This is a genomic window from Timaviella obliquedivisa GSE-PSE-MK23-08B, assembly GCA_019358855.1.
Lineage (GTDB): Bacteria > Cyanobacteriota > Cyanobacteriia > Elainellales > Elainellaceae > Timaviella > Timaviella obliquedivisa.
Genome location: JAHHII010000003.1, coordinates 49,622 through 71,309, shown reverse-complemented (window position 1 = coordinate 71,309; position 21,688 = coordinate 49,622). Strand labels below are relative to the sequence as shown.

General features: G+C 46.2%; 21 protein-coding genes and 1 CRISPR repeat array. Of the genes, 16 read left to right on the top strand and 5 right to left on the bottom strand.

All coding sequences use genetic code 11. The features are described 5' to 3' along the window. Nucleotides 1–106 precede the first annotated feature (106 nt). Both KME11_06235 and KME11_06230 read left to right on the top strand, forming a co-directional pair. Nucleotides 107–421, top strand: a complete 315-nt coding sequence (locus KME11_06235; GenBank protein MBW4514808.1) for a nucleotidyltransferase family protein — start codon at nt 107–109, stop codon at nt 419–421. Further along, complete coding sequence (locus KME11_06230; GenBank protein MBW4514807.1) at nt 411–752, top strand: DUF86 domain-containing protein; 342 nt, start codon at nt 411–413, stop codon at nt 750–752. The genes KME11_06235 and KME11_06230 overlap by 11 nt, the downstream gene beginning before the upstream one ends. Before the next feature lie 35 nt (nt 753–787). On the opposite strand, the gene KME11_06225 is transcribed toward KME11_06230, so the two are convergent. Further along, nucleotides 788–1,660 (bottom strand): Uma2 family endonuclease, encoded by an 873-nt coding sequence (locus KME11_06225; protein ID MBW4514806.1) that lies wholly within the window; start codon nt 1,658–1,660, stop codon nt 788–790. Between the two features lie 8 nt (nt 1,661–1,668). Between KME11_06225 and KME11_06220 the strand changes: the two genes are divergently transcribed. The 3 genes from KME11_06220 to KME11_06210 all read left to right on the top strand — a co-directional run bounded on the left by KME11_06220 (nt 1,669) and on the right by KME11_06210 (nt 6,535). Next, entirely contained in the window at nt 1,669–2,844 is a 1,176-nt protein-coding gene (locus tag KME11_06220) for an AraC family transcriptional regulator (protein ID MBW4514805.1), read from the top strand. Nucleotides 2,845–2,957: 113 nt separating this feature from the next. Then, nucleotides 2,958–5,525, top strand: coding sequence for a TonB-dependent siderophore receptor (locus tag KME11_06215; GenBank protein MBW4514804.1), 2,568 nt, complete (start codon nt 2,958–2,960; stop codon nt 5,523–5,525). Between the two features lie 203 nt (nt 5,526–5,728). Then, nucleotides 5,729–6,535: an iron-siderophore ABC transporter substrate-binding protein gene (locus KME11_06210; protein MBW4514803.1), complete on the top strand. Its 807-nt coding sequence runs from the start codon at nt 5,729–5,731 to the stop codon at nt 6,533–6,535. A gap of 194 nt (nt 6,536–6,729) precedes the next feature. Here the strand turns inward: KME11_06210 and KME11_06205 are convergent, their stop codons facing one another. After that, a complete protein-coding gene (locus KME11_06205; protein ID MBW4514802.1) occupies nt 6,730–7,479 on the bottom strand; it encodes a Uma2 family endonuclease in 750 nt (249 codons plus the stop codon). Between the two features lie 260 nt (nt 7,480–7,739). On the opposite strand from KME11_06205, the gene KME11_06200 reads away from it, so the two are divergent. The 10 genes from KME11_06200 (at nt 7,740) to KME11_06155 (ending at nt 19,189) form a co-directional block, all read left to right on the top strand. After that, nucleotides 7,740–9,557, top strand: a complete 1,818-nt coding sequence (locus tag KME11_06200; protein MBW4514801.1) for an ABC transporter ATP-binding protein/permease — start codon at nt 7,740–7,742, stop codon at nt 9,555–9,557. 1,444 nt (nt 9,558–11,001) lie between these two features. After that, complete coding sequence (locus KME11_06195; GenBank protein ID MBW4514800.1) at nt 11,002–12,693, top strand: hypothetical protein; 1,692 nt, start codon at nt 11,002–11,004, stop codon at nt 12,691–12,693. Then, complete coding sequence (locus KME11_06190) at nt 12,686–13,678, top strand: CRISPR-associated protein (protein ID MBW4514799.1); 993 nt, start codon at nt 12,686–12,688, stop codon at nt 13,676–13,678. Before KME11_06195 ends, KME11_06190 begins: the two co-directional genes overlap by 8 nt. A gap of 40 nt (nt 13,679–13,718) precedes the next feature. Continuing rightward, the gene (locus KME11_06185) at nt 13,719–13,973 is read left to right on the top strand and encodes a hypothetical protein (protein MBW4514798.1); all 255 of its coding nucleotides are present in this window, start codon (nt 13,719–13,721) and stop codon (nt 13,971–13,973) included. Beyond that, on the top strand, nt 13,963–14,268 hold the full coding sequence (locus KME11_06180; GenBank protein ID MBW4514797.1) for a PIN domain-containing protein: 306 nt from the start codon (nt 13,963–13,965) through the stop codon (nt 14,266–14,268). Before KME11_06185 ends, KME11_06180 begins: the two co-directional genes overlap by 11 nt. Beyond that, on the top strand, nt 14,189–15,043 hold the full coding sequence (locus tag KME11_06175; GenBank protein MBW4514796.1) for a type III-B CRISPR module RAMP protein Cmr4: 855 nt from the start codon (nt 14,189–14,191) through the stop codon (nt 15,041–15,043). The genes KME11_06180 and KME11_06175 overlap by 80 nt, the downstream gene beginning before the upstream one ends. Further along, entirely contained in the window at nt 15,040–15,486 is a 447-nt protein-coding gene (locus KME11_06170; GenBank protein ID MBW4514795.1) for a hypothetical protein, read from the top strand. Before KME11_06175 ends, KME11_06170 begins: the two co-directional genes overlap by 4 nt. Beyond that, nucleotides 15,483–17,144 (top strand): hypothetical protein, encoded by a 1,662-nt coding sequence (locus KME11_06165; GenBank protein MBW4514794.1) that lies wholly within the window; start codon nt 15,483–15,485, stop codon nt 17,142–17,144. The genes KME11_06170 and KME11_06165 overlap by 4 nt, the downstream gene beginning before the upstream one ends. A 307-nt stretch (nt 17,145–17,451) precedes the next feature. After that, nucleotides 17,452–18,356: direct repeats of the CRISPR family, unit length 36 nt; unit sequence GTTGCACCGATCGTTTGCGATCGGATTAGTTGGAAA. 141 nt (nt 18,357–18,497) lie between these two features. Next, complete coding sequence (locus tag KME11_06160) at nt 18,498–18,767, top strand: hypothetical protein (protein MBW4514793.1); 270 nt, start codon at nt 18,498–18,500, stop codon at nt 18,765–18,767. 143 nt (nt 18,768–18,910) lie between these two features. After that, the gene (locus KME11_06155; protein MBW4514792.1) at nt 18,911–19,189 is read left to right on the top strand and encodes a hypothetical protein; all 279 of its coding nucleotides are present in this window, start codon (nt 18,911–18,913) and stop codon (nt 19,187–19,189) included. A 258-nt stretch (nt 19,190–19,447) separates the two neighbouring features. On the opposite strand, the gene KME11_06150 is transcribed toward KME11_06155, so the two are convergent. Next, nucleotides 19,448–19,669, bottom strand: a complete 222-nt coding sequence (locus tag KME11_06150) for a hypothetical protein (GenBank protein MBW4514791.1) — start codon at nt 19,667–19,669, stop codon at nt 19,448–19,450. Between the two features lie 312 nt (nt 19,670–19,981). On the opposite strand from KME11_06150, the gene KME11_06145 reads away from it, so the two are divergent. Continuing rightward, nucleotides 19,982–20,518, top strand: coding sequence for a DNA starvation/stationary phase protection protein (locus KME11_06145; GenBank protein ID MBW4514790.1), 537 nt, complete (start codon nt 19,982–19,984; stop codon nt 20,516–20,518). 56 nt (nt 20,519–20,574) lie between these two features. On the opposite strand, the gene KME11_06140 is transcribed toward KME11_06145, so the two are convergent. Both KME11_06140 and KME11_06135 read right to left on the bottom strand, forming a co-directional pair. Then, entirely contained in the window at nt 20,575–20,889 is a 315-nt protein-coding gene (locus tag KME11_06140; GenBank protein ID MBW4514789.1) for a hypothetical protein, read from the bottom strand. A 17-nt stretch (nt 20,890–20,906) separates the two neighbouring features. After that, nucleotides 20,907–21,674 carry an alpha/beta hydrolase gene (locus KME11_06135; GenBank protein ID MBW4514788.1) on the bottom strand — a complete coding sequence of 256 codons (768 nt, stop codon included), beginning with the start codon at nt 21,672–21,674 and terminating at the stop codon, nt 20,907–20,909. Nucleotides 21,675–21,688: the final 14 nt, after the last annotated feature.

The following is a 21,688-nucleotide window of genomic DNA, read 5'->3' as shown; positions in this document are numbered from 1 at the left end:
CGGGCAGCTGATTTGGATCAATGCCCTGCGATCGCAGGGAACGCTCTGGCTAGGCACCGAAATTTCAGCTATGCTAATAATTACAGCAAAAGTGATATTAGCCGTCATGACGATTCATACCCTCGAATTACCAATGGCTCAAATCAAAGAACTGTGCGATCGCCATCAAATTATTGAATTTGCGCTATTTGGTTCTGTCTTACGAGATGACTTCAGACCTAATAGCGACATTGATGTATTAATTAGCTTTGCCCCTAATGCTAGAAAGGGATTGTTGACTCTAGCTCAAATTAAACATGAACTAGAAGACCTGCTAGGGAGAAACGTGGATATACTCACCAAAAAATCAATTCAACAAAGCCACAACCCTGCTCGCAGTCGCAACATTTTGAATTCTGCTCAAGTTTTGTATGTCGCGTGACCAGCAATCAATTCGGGACATGGTTAATGCAGCCGAGGAAATTCTTAACTTCACGGCTGGTCTGGATTACGCTTCTTTAGAATCCGATCGCCGTACCCAAGCTGCTGTTTTCTACGAGATTTTAGTCATTGGCAAAGCCGCAAACCGTTTATCAGATAAGTTTCGGGTAGAACATTCAACTGTGCCTTGGAAAGACATTATCGGAATGCAAAATATCCTGGCACATCAGTACGACAAAGTAGATGCTGAAGTAGTGTGGGATGTGATTCGTCAAGATGTTCCAGAGTTAATTTTGCTGCTTAAACAACTCTTATCTCCTCAAAACAAATAGATTTACCACTGGATTTTTTACTAACGATCGCCCTCCTACTCTTCAGGTAGCTGATTCGGGTCAATGCCCTGCGATCGCAAAAACACCTCTAGCTGTTCTAATCGCTGTTGGGCTTGCTCCTTGGCTTGGCGCTCCTGTTCTGCCCGCTGGCGCTCCTGTTCTGCCCGCTGGCGCTCGATCTCCTGCCCTTCTGCTCCTGTCAAAATGACCTGCCCCTGACGATCGCACCAGCGCAACCACAGCCTAGAGATTTCTTCCTCAAACGCGCCTTCCCAAAGGGTTAGTCCCAGTCCAATCCGCTCTAACCACACCGATTGCTGAATCTCAACGATGCCTTCAAGGGAAGTTAGCTCTGTGTAGCCCGTTGGAGAAATTGCCCAGACGCGTAGTAACGCCCCGTCCATCTCAGCCTTGCCCTGGATCTGCCGCAGCGGATCAATCACAACATAATAAGGCACACCAATCTGAGCATAAATGTCTTTTTTACAGAGGGTTTTACCTTTCTGCCGCGATTTTTGGCTTAGGGAAAGTTCATCGCCTTCCTGATTCGAGACAATTTCAATGCAAACATCCGGTACTTTGCCAAACTCCCAAACAAAATAAGAGCGATGGCGACGTTCGGCGAAGTCCTCAGCCCGCTGTACGCCCAAACTCAACAGCATATCGGGAACAATCGGATCGCCCTTGTACTGATAGAATAGTCCGACATTGGCGGCAGCGAGAAACGGAGAAACCAAAACCTTGGCGCTACAGATGGGTTCGACCAAGAGGCGCTGCTGCAATTCTGATTGAAAATTATCCACGGGCTGATCATCCTCGATCGCAAGATGGCTGATGTCAAGCTCCGGGACGATCGCTTCAGTCTCGGCTTCAGTCTTTGCTTCAGTCTTGAGAAGTTGTTGACTCATTGCATCCCGTGCTCAAAGCTGACGTGACTCACTTTAGTATATGCCAAAAGAATGGAGCGACTGATGGCAGCGATCGATTGACGGGCGATCGCCAGCAGAAAATGAGAATATATCTCATTTATAATCCAGATGCAGACTTGCTTTTTTTTAGCAAAATTAACCACCCTATGACAATCATCCTCTCAGAAAAGGATCTGCCAGCATCGGCACAGATAGCATCGCAGCCCACCTCACAGCCTACCTCAACAAACCTGGGCTTTAGCCAAACGGGTAGTTTCGATCTGTTGATTCAAGCCCCTGATGCGAATAATCGTAGCTACAAGCGATCGCTGAACTTGCGCCACGGGCTGAACCTGCTGATTCGAGATTACTGGCTAGATGATGGGTTAATTGAGGAAAACCTACCGGAAATACCAGGGCTGACACTGGAGTTTGGCTTCGATCTGTTGGACTGTGATCTGACCCATCATGGTAATACGGATATTTCAAATGGTTTTTTGATGCTATCCGAAAATCGAACCCATGCTGAGTTCCAAGAATGGCAGGGCAAGGGCAGAGTTGTCAAAATTGACTTGCACTTGAGGACTCAACAGGGCGCTCAATCCTTCAGTCAGGAGCAATTGGAATTGATTCCGGCTGAACTACGGGAAGTGGTCGAGTTGCATCAGGATAAGTGGGATGCTCCTCTTGGAGTGCTTGCTCCTAATATTCAGTTCGTGCTTCAGCAAATTCTTAACTGTCCCTACAGTGGCTCGATTCAGCAAGTGTATTTGGAAGGAAAAGCCCTAGAACTCATTGCGCTACAGTCTGCTCGTTTTTTGCAGTCCGAGCGATCGCAGCCGCACCCTATTCTCAAGCGATCGGATATTGAGCGAATTTATCAAGCCAGAGAGTTAGTGACCCAACAGCTAGACCATCCCCCTTCACTGCTCGATTTGGCTCATGCCGTGGGGCTAAACGACTGTACGCTCAAGCGCGGCTTTCGCCAGGTATTTAGTACAACGGTGTTTGGCTACATTCGACAACAGCGTCTCATCAAAGCCCGCCAATTGCTGCAAGATACGGAAATGAGTGTGACTGAGGTGACTTGTCTGGTGGGATATACTCACCCTGGTCATTTTGCTGCTGCCTTCAAGCGGGAATTTGGTGTTAGTCCTAAAGTCTTTAAACATTCCGCTCAGTGACTAAAAAATTCCGTTGCCTGGCAGACACAGCTATCCTATTCATCCTATAGTTTGCCTAATTATTTGAGAATAATTTGCAATTAAGTAGTGTGTAGAGCAGCGGTGTGAGAGTAATGAATCAAGTGCAGTGGCTAAAATATGGAGTGCTGTTCGGCGTAATTGGGGCGGCGATCGCTATCAGTGAACCCACCAGGGCAGAGACGGGTAGTGCTGATATGCCGCTGCTTCATGGGTTAAATGCTGACGGGTTGAAGGCTAATGAGCCAAATGCTACTGCAACAACGGTTGAGAAATGGTTGGCGCAAGAGGAATCATATCTGGCACAGTCGCTAATTCAGGTGATCGGAGTTCGGGTGAAGGATACCGAGTCGGGCTTGGAGGTGGTACTAGAGACGGCTGAGGGCGATCTGACGGCTCCTGCCACTTCGGTGATGGGAAATGCCTTGATTGCGGACATTCCTAATGCGGTGCTGGTTTTGCCAAATGGAGAGGAGTTTCAGCAAGCGAATCCGGCTGAAGGAATTGCCCTAATATCCGTTACTTCTAGAGAAAGCGGAATTCGTGTGGCGATTACAGGATTGGATGCGCCACCAACGACTGAGGTGAGAACGGAAGCGCAGGGATTGGTGTTGAGTGTGGTTGCTAGTGCAGAAGGAAGGGCAGGATCTGAAGAAGATGCCATTCAGGTCGTGGTAACGGGTGAACAAGATGAAGGCTATGCTGTTCCGAATGCTAGTACAGCTACCCGAACTGATACACCTCTGAGAGATATTCCTCAGTCAATTCAAATCATTCCTCGTCAGGTGATTGAAGATCAAGGAGCAACACGGGTTGAAGATGTGTTGCGGAATGCGGTCGGGGTTGCCTCTGCCGCAGATACCAGAGCCGCCTCCAGTTCTTTCCTAATTCGCGGGTTTGACTCTTCCACCACGCTGAGAAATGGCTTTCGGATTCCGTCTGGGGGAGATGGAACTTCGGCTCGTGTTCAGACTCCGAGTAATCTGGAACGCATTGAAATTCTGCGCGGCCCGGCTTCAGTATTGTACGGTACAGGTGAACCGGGTGGCATTATCAACTTTGTCACAAAACAACCTCTGAGAGAACCTTACTATTCAGCAGAATTAACGGCTGGAAGCTACAGTTTTTATGAAGGTTCGATCGATCTCTCTGGGCCGTTAACCGAAGATGAACGACTGCTTTACCGATTTAATGCGTCCTATGAAAACTTTGGCAGCTTTGCCGATTTTGTCAATGGAGAATTGATCTCGATCGCCCCCATCCTTCGCTACGAATTTAGTGATGCCACCGCCTTATCATTTTCCTACGATTACACCCATATTGATCAAGCGTCCTATAGTGGCTTACCCATTGACCCGATCGCCTTCGAGTTACCCAGAAGCCGCAATTACAACGAACCAGATGGCGATCGATTAGATAGCACCGATCATTCGCTAATTCTGAGCTTTGAACACGAGTTTAGCGACAGTCTGCGCCTCAACAGCGCCATCAGTGCTGTCTTTTCGGAAGGACAAAATGACGGTTTTGGGCTATTTGGATTTGATCCTCAAACAAACCTATGGGAGCGATACTCACGATTAGGTGAAACCTACAGCAGTAGCTACACCTGGCAAACAGATTTAATGACTCGGTTCAACACAGGTTCGATCCAGCATCAGCTACTCTTCGGGTTGGAGCTACGCACCTCAAGCGGTAAAACTTCTGTATTTGAATCAACTGAAAATTCTGCAATCAATGTTCTTTATCCCATCTACGGTACACCGTTTTCAGCACGGGATGACTACACGTTTATCAATCCTAACTCAAGCGATACCGTTGGAGTTTATCTTCAAGATCAAATTACATTGTTACCTAATCTAAAACTACTTTTGGGAGGCAGGTATGATTCGATTAATCAGAACGTTGAAATCAATAGTATTTTTGAAGGAGTCCGCACAGACAACTCTAATGATTTTTACAACGAGGCATTTTCCCCGCGTGCAGGAATCGTCTATCAGCCGATCGAACCGATCTCCCTATATGGCAGCTTTAGTCAATCCTTTGTCCCCAACAACACCACAACCCGTGAAGGCGACTTAATTGAACCGACACGCGGCACTCAGTATGAAATAGGAGTCAGGGCTGAATTTGGCGATCTGGCAGCGAACCTTGCTGTTTACGAAATTACCAAAACCAACATTCTCACCAATGACCCTGACGATCCCAATTTTTCCGTTCCGGTTGGAGCAGTCAGGAGTCGTGGGATTGAGTTTGATATTGGTGGAGAGATTCTGACTGGCTGGAATCTCTTTGCGTCTGCGTTTCTGAATGACGCGATCGTGACCAAAGATAGTACGCTGCCTGAAGGCGACAGATTACAAATCGCGCCCGATCAGGGAGCCAGCCTGTGGACAACCTACGAACTTCAGAGTGGCAATTTGCAAGGATTGGGCTTTGGGATCGGTGTGTTTTATGTGGGCGATCGGGAAGCTGAACTGCCAAATGATTTTGTCATTCCCTCTTATGTCCGTGCGGATGCTAGCCTGTTTTATCGCCGTGACAACTGGCGGGTAGCGCTAAACTTCAAAAATCTGACCAGTACTCGGTACTACGAAGATGCTCAATACGGGTTATTCGTGGGCGCTCCATTTACAGTTTTGGGAACAGTTTCAGTACAATTCTAATTTAACTTTATTAATAAAAAACTATCATCTGAATGAATGCCTTCATGACTGCCAAACCAGACATACTCAATCGACAAATGAGATCGATTCTGCTGTCACTGCTAATTTCATTATGGATAGTGGCTTGCCAGAGCAGTACCTCTAATTTTTCTGTCTCAAGCAATCGTTTATCTTCTACCAATTGTCGAATAGTCAAACACACAATGGGAGAAACCTGCGTTCCCGTAAGTCCTCAGCGAATTGTGGTGTTAACGGCATTAGATAGTGTCCTGGTTTTGGGTGTTAAACCAATCGGGGCAGCCACGTATGAGATGAATCAATTTCGTAGCTTTCTGACAGAACAAACCGAGGGAATTGAAAATATTGGGGTAATTGGGCAACCAAGTTTAGAGAAGATCGTTCGCTTACAGCCTGACTTGATTATGGGAACTTATCCTATAGAAATCTACGCTCAATTATCAAAAATTGCTCCCACGGTAATTTTCTTTGATGGCGATAAGGCTTATTCAAAGTGGCAGAATGCCTTCAAAGCTTATGCTGATGTACTGGGAAAAACTCAAGAAGCCGATCGCATTCTAAATGAGTATCAGCAACGAGTGGGTGAGTTTCGAGCACGGATGGGCGAGCAAATTTCTAAAACCCAAGTGTCTCTGGTCAATTTCTTTGCAACCGATGTTCGCATTTATTTCAAACAATGTATTGGAGGGCAGGTTATTGAAGAGGCTGGTTTCCTGCGTTCTCCGTTTCAGGATAAAGACGAGTGGTCGGTTGAAAATCTTTCACTAGAAGCGATCCCACAAATGGCAGGTGATGTGATTTTTCTGCTGCTTGGAGGGCATGAACCTTCTAAGTTAGATCAGTTTATCAAACATCCTCTTTGGTCTCAGTTAGAAGCGGTTCAAACTAGCAAAGTGTATGAAGTCAGCAGTGAAATTTGGATTTCTGGATCAACTCCAGTGGATGCAAACCTGATTCTTGACGATCTGTTTAAGCATCTAATAGATAAATGAAAGGTAAAAAGTAACTAACGCCATGACAACAACTCAATTCTTCTCTGTCGATCGCCCCAATTACAAATCAGGCAGTTGATTCGGATCAATGCGCTGCGATCGCAGAAAATCCTCTGGCTAGACACCGAAATCCCAGCTATGACTATTGAATTGTGACTTTGACATCTGGAGTAACCATAGCGATCGCGCGCCCCCTATGATTCAGGCAGTTGGTTTGGGTCAATTCCCTGCGATCGCAGAAACACCTCTAGCTGCTCTAATCGTTGTTGGGCTTGCTCTGCCCGTTGATATTCCTGCTCTGCCCGTTGATATTCCTGCTCTGCCCGTTGTCGTTCCCCGTCTTCAGGTAAGAGAACCAGATCGCCCTCTGCCGTAAACCAGCGCAACTGCCGCTCATGCATTCCAAGCTCTAGCCCCAACTGCTCACTAGGCAATCGATCGCTCTGAGTTGATGCAATATCTAAATAACTACCACCCACCAACCGAAATCCTGCGAATTCTAGCGTTTCTGGGTGAAACCAGTAATATTCTGGTACGCGCCACACGTCTTGATACAGAGTTTTCTTAGCACCTCTGTCTATACTTGCCGTGGAGCTAGAAAGTAGTTCAATCACCACATTGGGATATTTACCCCCTTCTTCCCAGATCGCCCAACTGCGACGATTTTTCTTTTCGGTGCCTAACACGATGAACACATCCGGTCCTCGAAAATCGCGCGACTTGAGTTGCTGCTTATTGTAGTAAACCGTCAGGTTGCCAGAAATGTAGAAATCTTGACGATCTTGCCACCAATAGTTCAGTAGCCGAATCAATAGGTCAATCTGGTTGCGGTGAAGATCGGTTTCCAAGGCTGGCTCGTCACTATATAAGTCGCTGGGAGGCAAATCAATATCGTAAATGACCTCCTCACTAATAAAGGGAGGATTCTCATCAAGATGTACCATAGCAGAATTTCCCGGTAAAACTAATTTCAGTATAACCTAGAGGGCATTGAGCTATTAACAGTGAATTGCAGAAAACCTAGGGGTGGACATTTATTTTCGGTAGAGATTTCATCAATTATCAGCACCAATTTATGCTCACCTGGCGGAATAGTGGAGGGTAATTAAATTGTGACTTTGCCATCTAGAGTAACCATAGCGATCGCTGCAACCGTAATCACAGTATCATTCCTATTGAGAGGTAGTAGCCCAACCATAGCAACATGACTTCAACTAAGCAAAGCTCAATCTGGAAACTCCTTTGGGAAATGATTCGGTATGCACCCCGGTTATACCTGATAGACAGTTTTTTATGGATGTTTATCATGGGATTGCCTGCCATCCTGGGACTGATCATCCGTGAGTTTTTTAACACGTTGACGAACCAATCTCAGAACAGTGTGTCTCCTCAAGCGCTGATTGCTCTGTTATTCGCCACAGGACTAGGACGCATCGTGGCAATTTTTGCAGGGCGTATCACCAAAACACAGCATCGATTTACCATAAGTTCACTGGTACAGTGCAATTTGTTAGAACAATTGTTTCGTCGTCCTGGGGCTGAACCGTTCATGCTTGAGAATGGTAAAACGGTATCGCCAGGAGAGATCATCAGCTATTTTCGGGAAGATGTCGCACAAATTGAAGATACTGTAGTAGGAACCAATGAGATTGTAGGTGCAGGAATATTTGCGGCTATATCGATCGCAATTCTTCTTAACGTGAGTATTCCATTAACGTTATTTGTTTTTTTACCGCTAGTGCTCATTGCTATTCTCATTCAATTGGCTGAAAAACGAATTAAGCAATATCGCCGCACTAGCCGCCAAGCCACTCAACAAGTTACCGGGTTGATTGCCGAAATGTTCAGTGCCGTACAAGCGATTCAAGTCGCGGGTGCAGAGGCGATCGTCCTCGATCATTTCCGTCATCTCAACGAACAGCGGCGACGCTCAATGGTTCGAGATCAAGTGTTTATGGCGGCATTGAATTCCAGTTTGGAGAACTTGGTTAGCATCGGAACTGGGCTAATTTTGCTGGTTGCCTCCCTCGCGATCGCCAATGGAGCCGCTGTGTTGACAGTGGGTGATTTTGCCCTGTTTGTTTACTATCTATCCTTTGTCACAGAATTTCTTTCGTTCCTAGGAGGGTTCTTAACTTTGTCAAAGCAAACAGAAGTCGCCTTCGAGCGAATGACTTCACTGTTAAAGCAGGAGCAAAAGATGCCATCTCCTTCCACTATAGATAGCAGTCCTTCCCCGTCTGCACTGGTTGCAGCAACGCCACTTTATTTGCATAATCTGCGAGGACAAAAACCACCGTTACCGCCTATTCAACAACCTGATCGATCGAATCAGCTACACAGCTTGACTGTCCACAACCTAACTTATCGTTATCCTGGAAGCGATCGCGGTATCTTTGACGTTAATCTGTCGTTGGCAAGGGGTAGTTTGACGGTGATCACTGGACGTGTAGGTTCAGGTAAAACCACGTTGTTGCGGGTGCTTTTAGGATTATTACCTCAGCAAACCGGGGCAATTTACTGGAACCATCAACTCGTTGAGCATCCAGCGAGGTTCTTCGTTCCGCCCCAAACTGCCTATACCCCACAAGCACCCCAACTGTTTAGTTACACCCTTAGAGAGAATCTGCTGCTGGGGCTAGAACCTGATGAACAAGTGCTAGAACAAGCGATCGCTTTAGCGGTGTTTGAACAAGATATTGCCGCGATGCCAGCAGGACTAGAGACAATGATTGGGGCAAAGGGCGTTCGTTTATCGGGAGGACAACAGCAGCGATCGGCTGCCACCCGGATGTTTGTTCACAAACCTGAGTTGTTAGTTTTTGACGATTTGTCTAGCGCATTGGATATTGAAACTGAACAGCGTTTATGGTCTCGTCTTTTTGCAGTTAAAGACCAGTTTGAGCAAGCTGACGCAACCCACTGGCAACCAACCTGTCTAGTAGTCTCTCATCGTGAGTCAGTACTACAACGAGCCGATCAAATTATTGTGCTAGAACAGGGTTCGATCGTCTCAGACTAGAGGGGTCGGTTGCCCGCAAAGTTCACTTCAGTGATTTCGCGCTTTCTGTTAATGGAGATCAAAGCACTCCCATTTGAATGTGCTAGGGCGTGGCATAAATCCTTCCAAGTTCCAGTCATTTCTCGTGCTTGCCCTGCTCCACTAGTTGTCCTCGCTCCATACATAAATGCGATCGCCCTGATGAATAAGTCGAAAGTCGATGGGCGATCGCAATGGTAGTCCAGTTCTGTGTAATCATCTGTAGGGATTGGCAAGTGAGGGTTTGACTAATTGAGCGATCGCCCTCATCACTGGGTAGCTAAGCAGGAAGAAGCCAGAAGATGTCAAATGGGTTCTATGCAGAAGCTAACCTTGCCTGCCGGATGTTTTTCTACTCTGCGAGGTTCTATCAAAAATATCGTCAATGGGTGTATCTAATCGTTGTTTTGAAAATCGGGGTTCTGACGAAGGCTGGTAAGTCCCAGTTGATCGACAGAGAACCCCGATTTTTCTGCTGATTTGGAAAATCTACATTTTCCAGGCAACTGACGGAGACATTTTCGAGTTTCCAACTAATCCGATCGCAACCGATCGGGAACTGGAGAAATGGATTGGTGCGCTCATCCTAACAGGTGCGTTTCCAACTAATCCGATCGCAACCGATCGGGAACAACTGATGAACAGAAGCCGTGGCATGACATCATTCAGTTTCCAACTAATCCGATCGCACCTGCCCAAAGGACAGATGCTTTGTGATACAGAAACGCATCAAACGGTTGTCATAAATAAGTTGTTTTCAACTAATCCGATAAGTACTATCGGTCATGTTACTATTCTAGCGGATTATGGCGGGCTGCTTATCAAAACAACGGTGTAGAAAGGCTTAGTCAGCTACCTAACTTTACAATCTTTGATGACAAATTTTAGTTTTATGGTGCTAGCATGTCAGGGTACATGGAGTGACTATTTAAGTGAATGGAGTCAAAGTATGTATTAACTTGATCCTCTCAACCCAACCCAACAAACAACAGAACGCAACAAACATTTGTAATAAACAAGAAACTTACCCAATGAAAATCCAATTTCTTCTAGATCCGTTTGTCAAGTTTTTGCTATCATCGCCCATTTTCATTTTCGCCATCCTTCAACGTTTCAAGAAGTCCATAAGTGGACTGATGGCAGCAGTTCTTCAAAGCTATCCTCATAGGGAACACCGCGACCGCAGGCTAATAGCAAGCGGCAAGTTCGACTTTCTATGCCTATCTTTGGCGGCACACTTCGAGTTGACGTCGAAAGAGTGTTTAGACCGTTCAAGGCGCTACCCATCCATACCCCGTCGGAAGAAGAAGCTGCCTCGTTCTTAACCTAGCTGCTTTTCACAGGCTACGGGTAGAGCTTCTTTGTAGCAATTGCCTGTAGCCTATCTTGAGCTATGTTTTAGTGAATTCAAAGAGATTTTGAGCTTATGAACTTGTTGCTCTCTCCGACTTCTTACACCGCCATCACCTTCGCCCCCATCCAAGGCTTCATCACCAATTCCCGCAAACTCCGTGACCTCTACGGTAGCTCGTATCTGCTCTCCTTTCTCTCCTGGGCAATTTGTCACGCCGCCGAAACCAACCCTAACCTCAACATTATCTCCCCAGCCCTGACCAACGTGGCGCAAGGATTGCCCAACGTCATTATTGTTGAAGGCGATTTTTCTAAAGACGAAGCTCACAAAGCATTTCAACAAGCTTGGCGATGCGTCGTCGAAACCTGTCGCCAATGGATTGAACAAGATAAAAGTTGGGACTATTGCTGGGAAAGAGAGTGGAGTTTGTGGACAAATCATGCTTGGGAGTTTTTCTGGGTGCAGGGCAAACCGGGTGAAACTGTGACTCAAGTCAAAGATAAACTGACCGAACAAAAGCGATCGCGCCAATGGACAGGCATTAATTGGACGGGCGAAAGCTCTACATTATCTGGGGTAGATGCGATCGCTTATCCTGATCTTGGACGCATCGCCGACCCTCGCTGCTACGACTATCAAGCTGAGAAAACAAAGGTCAAAGCATTCTACAAACAACTCAGCGATCGCCTTGGTAAATCCTTTATTGACCCACGGGAAGAACTCAGTATCCCAGAGTTGGTGAAGCGATTAATCACTCATGGGTTAATTGCTCAGAGATTGAGAAAGAACCTTAAAAGAACGCTTAACTTAAAACAAGGATACAAGATTGATGAACTGGATAAACTCGTGAGAACGATCGCCACTGAACTCCGTCCTGAATCCTTTCGAGAACTCAATCGCCTTAAACGCAAACGCAACCCCAGCGATCCTGAATATTGGACAGGGTGGTTTCAAGGAGATGGAGACGCGGCAGGCAAGTATTTAGAAAACAAAAGCCCAAAAGAGATTACAGCATTTAGTACAACGATGCGGCAATGGGGACAAACATTTAAAGGTAATTCCACGATTCCTGGCGATGCTAGTCGCATTGTGTATGCGGGCGGCGATGATTTTCTGGGCGTTTTGTTTCACGCCAAAAGTCAGCTACAGGCTCATGAGTGCTTAAGTTTCTTTACCCGCTTTAAGTCTCAAGTTTGGGATGGATCTGAGAGTAAGAAAATTAACGTCAGCGTTGGCTTTGTCTGGGCTGCTCCCAAGATTCCTCAGCGCGAGGTTTTGCAACACTGTCGAGATGCCGAAAAGAACGCTAAATCAATGGGACGCGATCGCATTAGTTTTCGTATTCTTTTCAACAGCGGCAACTGTTTAGAATGGGCTTGTCCTTGGTGGATTCTCGAAAACGGACTCTTTGAATCATACCGCGATCGCAATAAACGCGAAGGAGAACAAAACTGGGCACATCTCTACAATGATGTTGCTGAACTTGAATCCCGTCATGCTTTCGGAACAGGAAAAAACATTCACCTGGAAGTCGTCACCAGTCTATTTAAGGCATACTTCAAGGATGAACAAGATCTACTGAATCAGAATTATTGGTGGAACCTGTCGTCTAGTCCAGAATACCCTAGAGGACGCGCTGGCATTTTAGGTAAACGGGGAAAAATACCAGATGACGAAATTGCTGAAGCTCTGAAAGATTGGGTGATTAACCTCGCGAAAGTGGGGTTTCATTTGCATCGAGATTGGGGGAAAGGGAATGTTTGAATACCTCATTGCGATCGAGCCGCTGGGCTTGCTGTATGGCAGTGCTGGACGGTTTCTATCACCCGAAAACTTGGTGGGGCGATCGGGCACGAGCTTTCCACCCAGTGCTGCGACGGTTTCAGGATTATTTGCGGCAGCATACGGTAACGATCGTGTGCAGTCTTTACAACTCGCGGGTTCTTTTTGGGCAAATATTGATGAACTAGATCAAACCCAAAACTTCTATGTGCCCACTCCAATGAACTACCTGGTGAAGGATGGTAAGATTTGCAATCGCCTCGTCTGGACAAATGGAGAATGGTGCTATGCCAGCGGCAAAAAGCCCAAGGAAAAGCTAGAGAGTGGCGGATGGGTGGCGATCGATCAGTGGCGATCGCCCCAGAAAATTCACTCATCACCCTGGGAATTTTTGCCCCATCTCCATCCTCGCCTAGAACTAGAACAACGCCGCGTTGCTGTGTCCCAAGACGAAGACGAAGTTCAGGGCAGTTTATTCTTAGAAAACAGCGTTCAGATAGAACCCGGAATTTGTTTAGTCTACCTGTCTAACATGGAACTCGAATCCGGCTGGTATCGCTTCGGTGGCGAGGGACATTTAGCAGATGTCCGCTGTATTCCAATCAAATCTAGCAGCAGCATTCAGCAATTGCTCCAGCAAGACGTGGGTAAAACCTTTGCCCTGATTACGCCTGCCGTTTGGGGTTCCAATCGCCTCTCCTGCCGTTATCCGCCGCAGTGGAAACCCGTCCAAACCATGCTGACCGATCGCCCCCAATCTTTTCGCTATCGCATGGGTGGGAAAGATCCAACTAAACCCAAGCGACTGTCACGCGGACGCTATGCCGTGCCTGCGGGTAGCGTCTATGTGTTGGAGCGATCGCTCTGTTCATGGCAATCTTGGAAAGTCGAATGGTTTCCTAAAGAAGGTGTCGTTCTCAATCGCTGGGGCTGTGGATTGGCGCTACCCCTGGATGTTGAACCCTAGCTTATACTGAGTAAAAACTAAATTACACCGGGAAAAAGCAATGTCTAAAGTTCTACAAGCGACCTGCATCAATGGCAAGTTTATCCCTGACGAAACTCCCGATTCTGCACTAGAGGGAAAACGAGTCACACTCATGATTTTTGATATAGAAACAGAAGACTTAGCACAGCATCAAGCCGAAACTGATGACTTAGAAAACGTCCGCACCCAAAAGTTTTTAGAACATACCAAACAATACTCCTTTCAACTCCCCCCAGACTACAAATTCGATCGCAACGAAATTTATGACCGATAGCATTTTTCTAGACACTAATCTCTGGGTTTACTTGTATAGTCAAAACCCAGCCATCAAGACTCAACGCGTTGAAGAGATTATCAGAAGCGATCGCCCCAGAATCCAGATCAGCACTCAAACGTTAGGCGAACTCTTTCATGTCCTGGTTCGCAAAAAACTTCTTTCCCAAACCGCCTACAACCTAGAATTCAAAGCCCTCCAGAATCCAAGCCACCATGTACAAAAAAGCTTATGGCATCATCGAAACGCTTGCTCCGCTCCATGTGGGGGCAAGTGCAGGCGAGGAAACAGGTAATCTCAACCTGATTTTTAGGGATCAGTTTACGCAAACAGGAATCATTCCGGGTAGCTCAATTCGCGGACGGTTTCGGGCAGATATGCGGCAAGCGCACGCAGACTTTGGCTACTGGTATGGCAAAGATGCCGTTTCGGGCGAACCGAACAGTACTAGCGAGGGTATCGTCAAGTTTGAATATGCGTCTCTGCTCTGGATTCCGGTGTACTGCCCTAACCAGCCTGTGGTGCGAGTCTCTTGCCCCACCTGGCTGAAGCGCTATCAACGAATGTTAGATAAACCTAAGCATATATTTAAACCTCGGAGTTACTTCGGCAAAAAATCTAGCCGCACTCTATTTTTCAATCTTGGCTTTTTTCACCTGGGCGACGAAGATAAGGGCTTAAAAGATTACATGCCGACAGAGATCAATGATGCAAATGAGCATTTGCTGATGGTAGTCGATGATACCGAAATCGCCATGATTCACGATATGGCACTTTATCGCCAGAGCCGTGTTTCTTTGGATGAGGATCAAAAGATTGCTAAGGGCAAGGCGTTTTTTAATATGGAGGCATTGCCAGAAGGCTCGGTGATGATTTTCCCGATCGCACTTCGCAAGGAGTATAACAAGCAGCCTGTTGAATGGCAGCAGTTTATCGAAGCGGCGCAGTTGCAAGAGAGCAAGGAACTCTATTTCGGTGGGTTAGAATCGGTGGGTTTTGGGCGAACCCAAGTCACATTGAACGCGTTACCAGAAGTCGCTAAAACAGCATCAGGAGAACAAGAAAGATGACTCAAGTAACACCGAATCAGCAATCAACTGGATGGAAGCCTTATAAGCTGGATCACAATGCCCAAAAACTGGTGATTGAACGCCGTGATTTAGAAAATGTTCTCAACGAGTCTCACAAAATGAGAATGTCTGTTGCCTACGGATTAGAACGATTTTGGGGAGAGCATTTGCGCTTAATGCGAGACAGTAAGGATCGGCAAAAGGGTGAATATTGGAAGGCGGTTTGGCAAGCGCTGCATGATGTTTTGCATGAAGCTGGATTTAGTTTACCTAATGATCCGGTTAAGCATAATGAAACTGCCAAGATTGAAGCAATGGCAGAAAAAATTTGGAAAATGCCGATGGAAGATCAGCGGGCTGCATTGATGGTGCTGACTCAGCTTTGTGATGCGTTGGTGTGGTGGACGCAACGCTATAAGAAAAAGAATGGAGAGGGAGAATGAATGCTTTTGCCGCCGCGTTCAAAAAAGCTGGGGTAATTCAAGAACCACCGCCGTCTGTTCAGTCTGTGGATAATATCCTGAAGAGGATTCCGATGATGTATCGCGCTCAGGTTTCGGGGCGCTGTAGTCTGCAATTTGCTGGAAATAATCAGGATTTAGACGATTGGACTGAGGAGTGGACTTATAAAAATAAGCAGGGCGAAGCCTGTTACCAACATAAAACTCGTCCGATCGGGTTAGATAAAGCTGTCTATCGGGTGCAGGTTGAGTTTCCGTTTCGGTTGTTTAGCAACTGTGGACAGGATAGTATTGCTCGTCCTGTAATTGGGAAGAATGGTATTCCGTTATTGCCGGGAAGCAGCGTGAAAGGTTTGTTTAAGCGGGCTTGCAATGATCGGCAAAAGCTGAAATATTGCGGTAATGCTGACCAGCCGGGAGAATTACGGTTTTTAGGGGCTTATCCAGTAGGAAACTGGGCGAAGCGAATTGTGGATGTCGTGCATCCTCAGCAAGCTAGGCAGCTAGGTTCATCGGAGAGGCAAACTTCGGCAAATGCGATTATCAGCTTTTATCGTCCGTTGATGATGTTTGAGTTTAGCTGTGCTAAGCCGGATGTGGACTGGAATGAGGTGCGTCGGATTTTGACTGCGGCATTGCAGCGAGGCGTGGGCGGCAAAACGAGCAATGGCTATGGGATGGGTGGTAATCTTGCAGGGCAGCCGACGATTACGCCTGCTTTTCCGGTTAGTCTTTTGCTGTCGGGTGTTGGGGTCAGTTCTCAGTTGCGTAATAATGTGCCAGAGTTTCGTCCTAATTTGTTTAAGGCGAGTTTGAGAGGGCATGTGAGCCGATTGCTGGCGGGGGTTTGTGCTGAAGAACATCGGGTTACTAGCGGTGTGAATGCTTTGTTTGGGGATCAAAAAGCTGAAAGTGCAGTGCGGTTGATTTGGCAGTCGAGGTCGGAAGAGTTTGATACGCATGGGCAAAACCCGACTTATAAAACGGAGGGTATTTTATATTTGGATGCACCAGAGGACGATCGCCTTTTCATAAAACAAGTTCTTAAGTTTGCTTTCGTGATGGGCGGGTTTGGGAAGTCGTGGCGACGGGTTTGGCATGGAGAGTTTTTGCCAGACTATCATTCGCGAAAGTTTGCGATTGGTTGTCATTGGACTTCTAAAGAGATGGATGACATCTTGACAGTGGAGCAGTTGAAGACGTTCTTAAATCAGTTGCACAAAAGCTGTTGCGATCGCCTTAATGTTCGTGTTCCTCAGTCGCTTAAGTGGCGAGAGTCGTGGCATCCTGAGCGTGTTGCAGTTTATGCCAAGTTGACGCAGCAGTCTGAGGTGATTCGGTTATTTCATGATGAATCATTTAAGACAACGCCTGCGATTGGGGGTAAAAATCCTGGTGATACTCGACCTCGATTTGTGAGTTCGGTGTGGCATCGGATGTTGCCTGTGGAGAATCAGTTTTTAGAAATTGTGACGGTGTTTCATGGCGATCGCACGCCCTGGAGTCATCAGCAAGAGGGCTGTCAACTTCTGAAATTTGTTCAAGAGTTGGAAGGTAAGGACTTTAATCTAGCTTGGGGAAACGCGCCTAAAAACGTGCCGAGAGTTGTTAAGGTTGCAGATCCAAAAAGGAAACGATAATGATTGAAAAGGAGGAGAGTCACGAAATGTCTACTAAAAGAAAATCGCCTATTCAGCCCTTAAATGCAGGCGATTAGCTCCGTGGGTGCTTCTGCCCTAAGGGAGAGATTCGGGAGTTTGCGCGGATCTCTAGCGATCGCCCAAACCCCTATCCTTTTGTAATCATCCGCGTATCTTGTGGAATCAGGGTTTCAGGGATTTAGGCGTTTTTTATTGATAATGAGGAGGGCTTATTGACCCATGAAAATGAGGTTCGCGCAAATTGGGGCTAGAATATGGATGACGAGCGGTTTCTAGGAAGCCGCAGTTTGCACCGATCGTTTGCGATCGGATTAGTTGGAAACTTGATAAGTTAACTCTCGATTTATTAATTGTAATCGTTGCACCGATCGTTTGCGATCGGATTAGTTGGAAACTGGAAAGAGCTTGAGGGATCTCCAAACTCCGAAGTTGCACCGATCGTTTGCGATCGGATTAGTTGGAAACTTAGTATCGCTCCGACTACATTTTTTGTCAACACGTTGCACCGATCGTTTGCGATCGGATTAGTTGGAAACAAAAACTGCCCTAAACTCTGAACGCAAAGCACGGGTTGCACCGATCGTTTGCGATCGGATTAGTTGGAAACCTTGACGATAAGCCTCAACAAATCTTTTGACTACTGGTTGCACCGATCGTTTGCGATCGGATTAGTTGGAAACTTAGACCAGGGGCTTAAGCAAGATGCTCAGCAGGTTGCACCGATCGTTTGCGATCGGATTAGTTGGAAACTTGTCCCATAGTTCTAAATCATTCCTTTAATCATCTGTTGCACCGATCGTTTGCGATCGGATTAGTTGGAAACTGCAACTGCTAACAGCGTTTGAGGCGCTGATGAGCAGTTGCACCGATCGTTTGCGATCGGATTAGTTGGAAACCGTGGAAGCCAGATCGTTACCGAAAACAACAGCCTGGTTGCACCGATCGTTTGCGATCGGATTAGTTGGAAATTCATGCCAAGAGGCGATCGGCAACTATCGCCAACTCGTTGCACCGATCGTTTGCGATCGGATTAGTTGGAAAAGTATCATCGTCAATACTTCGCTCAACCGCCTCCAGTTGTACCGATCGTTTGCGATCGGATTAGTTGGAAACTCGGCACGATTAGTCCTGCCCTCTCCAAGTATTGCAATCGAGTTGCACCGATCGTTTGCGATCGGTGTAACCGGAAATGAGTGAAATGAGCCGATCGCCTGGGCTGAAGTTGTGGTTGCCCCGATCGGTTATGATCGGATTAGTTAAAAACGGCATCCATAGACTAACTAACCAGGACTACAGCACTAGATAAAACTTCAGTCAGGGTGAGGAAATATCATGTTTACGATAGAGCTAGACCCAGAAACAGTGGGATATCTCAGTGAGATCTTGAAACAGGAGAATACTACGCCTGAAGCACTGATTAAAAACTTACTGCATCAGCGTTTAATGAACCTGCAATCGGGTAAGACACTTGTTGAGCGACGAGGAGGACATCCTGAAAAACTCCTTGAAGGTGCCCCTGTTAATTTATCTGAGCGCAAAAATCGTAAAGGTGCGATCGCTGAATATTTATCAGTGCGCCGTCCGCAACAGTTCTCTCAATGAATTATCCTGCCGTCATCCTGATTGACAGCGGCATCCTGATTGCCTACTACAGTGCCAGGGACAGATATCACTAGCAGGCGTATACATTTTTTGAGCAATGCACCAGCCAACTAGTCACAACTTCAGGCTGTGTCACTGAGGTAATGTGGCTACTCAACGCTGACTGGCGCACTCAAAACGAGTTTTTATCTGATCTTGCTAAAGATTTGTACACTGTTGAATCTCTGGTATTGAGCGATTACACTCGCATCGCTGAACTAAATGCACAGTATGCTGACCTTCCTGCTGATTTTGCAGATCTGTCCTTAGTCGCTATCTCCGAACGTCTTGATATCTCTGCAATTGTCACACTGGATAATGATTTTAATATCTACCGTCGTTATCGAAGTCAGCCTTTTGAGCAAGTTACTCTACCCAAGTGAAATAATAGCGATCGCCCCAACCTTTATCCTTTCGTAATCATCCGCGTAGCTTGTGGAATCAGGGTTTCAAGGATTTAGTCGTTTTTTGTTGATAATGAGGAGGGCTTGTTGACCCATGAAAATGAGGTTCGCGCAAATTGGGGCTAGAATACGGATGACAAGCGGTTTCTAGGAAGCCTCCGTTGCCGCGATCGATTGCGATCGGATTAGTTAGAAACCTGCCTTCTTTTTTGTAGGTTCTTCCAACGTAAGGAGGCTTTAACGCTTTCGCCCTTTACACTTCCAACAGTCTTCCATCCAGTCGATTAACTCTTGACGAGATGCAGTGAATTGCCGAGTCACACTCCAAATTTGAGAAGCTGCGATCGCCCCATTAATCTCAACCTTCAGGGGCTTGTAAGATGAGCAAAAGCAATGAATATCGAGTTCTTGTAATCGACGGTAGACCTGCCAGCGTTCTGAACTTTGGATTTCAAACATATTTAAGAGGGAACGAAGAAAGAGTTGTTAGTGTTTGTTAACTTTTGTAAAGAGAATCATTGGCGATTAAATATTTTCTGGTTGCGTATCTCTAGCCCGGTTAGTGATGTGTTTAATTAAATACAGGCTAATGGCAGGCTAATCAGGTTTTATGAACAATGAAAAACATGCGAAAGACTTCTAATTACTACTCAAATTAGGCGATCAAAAAGTTTAGCTGCCATTACTTTGAGCCGAAAGTTGCTGTACCTTGGTATGCAAGCATCTATACGGTAGGTCGCTTGTCCTGAGATAAACTAAGAGAAAAACGATATGCCTAACTTGCAAACAGTCGTGCATCCATTCGGTCACGTTAACGATAATGTACTGATGCTTGAACGCTCTACTACAGAGCCAATTTGCGAAGGCTTTAATATTGCTCTCGCTAGTTTTCAAGCATTGTATCTGCAATACCAAAAGCATCACTTTGTTGTGGAAGGAGCAGAGTTTTATTCGCTGCATCAGTTTTTTCAAGAGAGTTACGAAGAAGTTCAGGATCATGTTCACGAAATTGGTGAGCGGTTGAACGGTTTGGGAGGTGTCCCGGCTGCAAGTTTTACCAAGCTGGCAGAATTGTGCTGCTTCACACCCGAAGCAGATGGGGCTTATCAATGCCGTCAAATGGTGGCTCATGATTTGCAAGCAGAACAGACGATCATTGGTGTACTGCGTCGGCAAGCTTCGGCAGCAGAGAGTTTGGGCGATCGCGCCACTCGTTACCTTTACGAGAAGATTTTGCTGAAAACCGAAGAACGCGCTTATCATTTAGCTCATTTCCTTGCCAACGATACTTTGGTCATTTTGAATTAACGGGTTGTTAGTTAGCTGAGATAAAAAAGCCCTAATGTTTAACGTTTGGGGCTTTTTTAAGGCTTGTCTTTCCTTTGACAGGGTTGAGAACAAGGTGAAATGCGACGGCAAGTTGGTTCATAATCTAAGCAGCCAATCGACTCTTCAGTAAACGCTTTGCTAGGATGAACAGTACACTTCAATAGATAGCTGTTGGTATGAAAAGCGCAGCGATCGCAAGGAACCTGATGCAGTTTTTTGAGATAATTAACACCTTGTTGAACAGTTTTAACCATTGACCAAGCTAAACTAATAAGACCACCTCCCAGCAAGATTGTAAAAAATGGTGGCAACACGGCTTGACTGACTGGAATGAAATTTAAATAGAACATAAAATCCTTCTAGCAAATCAGTACTCAGATGGAATCGTTAACGCATTATTAGAATGAATTTTTGGGCACTGATAGTTTTCTGAGGACAAAGCCGCCCAGAAATTAAGAATCTGTCGAGTCACCATTTGAGGATGAAAATAGTGAAAGAAATGTCGCCCCTGAGGACATTTCCAAATGCGATCGCCCTTTCCTAACCAATCTCGCCATCCCTGCAATTCGTGAGGCGTAATAATGATGTCATCTTCGCTCCCACAAACCAGCGTTGGCACTGGAGTTGTATCTGGGGAAATAGAGGTGGATTGAAATATAGTGTGGGGAGACAGAGAATTACACAAATCTTGCTCCAAAATCTTGACCAAATCCTGGGCGATCGGTCTAGATTGATAGCCAAATAAGTTGTAAACCATTTGCATCAAAATTGTTTCACGGCTACAAGGTAACAGCTTTAAATGAACGTGATAATGCGCCTGCCAGTCTACCGCCGGATGCATTCCAACCGATAGTAAGGTCAGCGATTTAACCCGTTCAGGATGACGACGCGCATAGAGCAGCCCCACTAATCCGCTAATGCCATGACCAATTAAATGAACGGGATGATCACTCGTCTTTAAATAGTCATGCAGCAATACCAATGCCACCTCTAAAGAGCTTGCTTCGTCCTCACTCTGGCAATATTCCCATTGAGCGATCGCCACGTGCCAAGATAAATGGCGCATCAGCGACTGATTAAACCCTTTCAAACTAGGACTCGCACTCAACATCAGCACATCCGGCAACTTAGACATTAAACTTCCTTTGA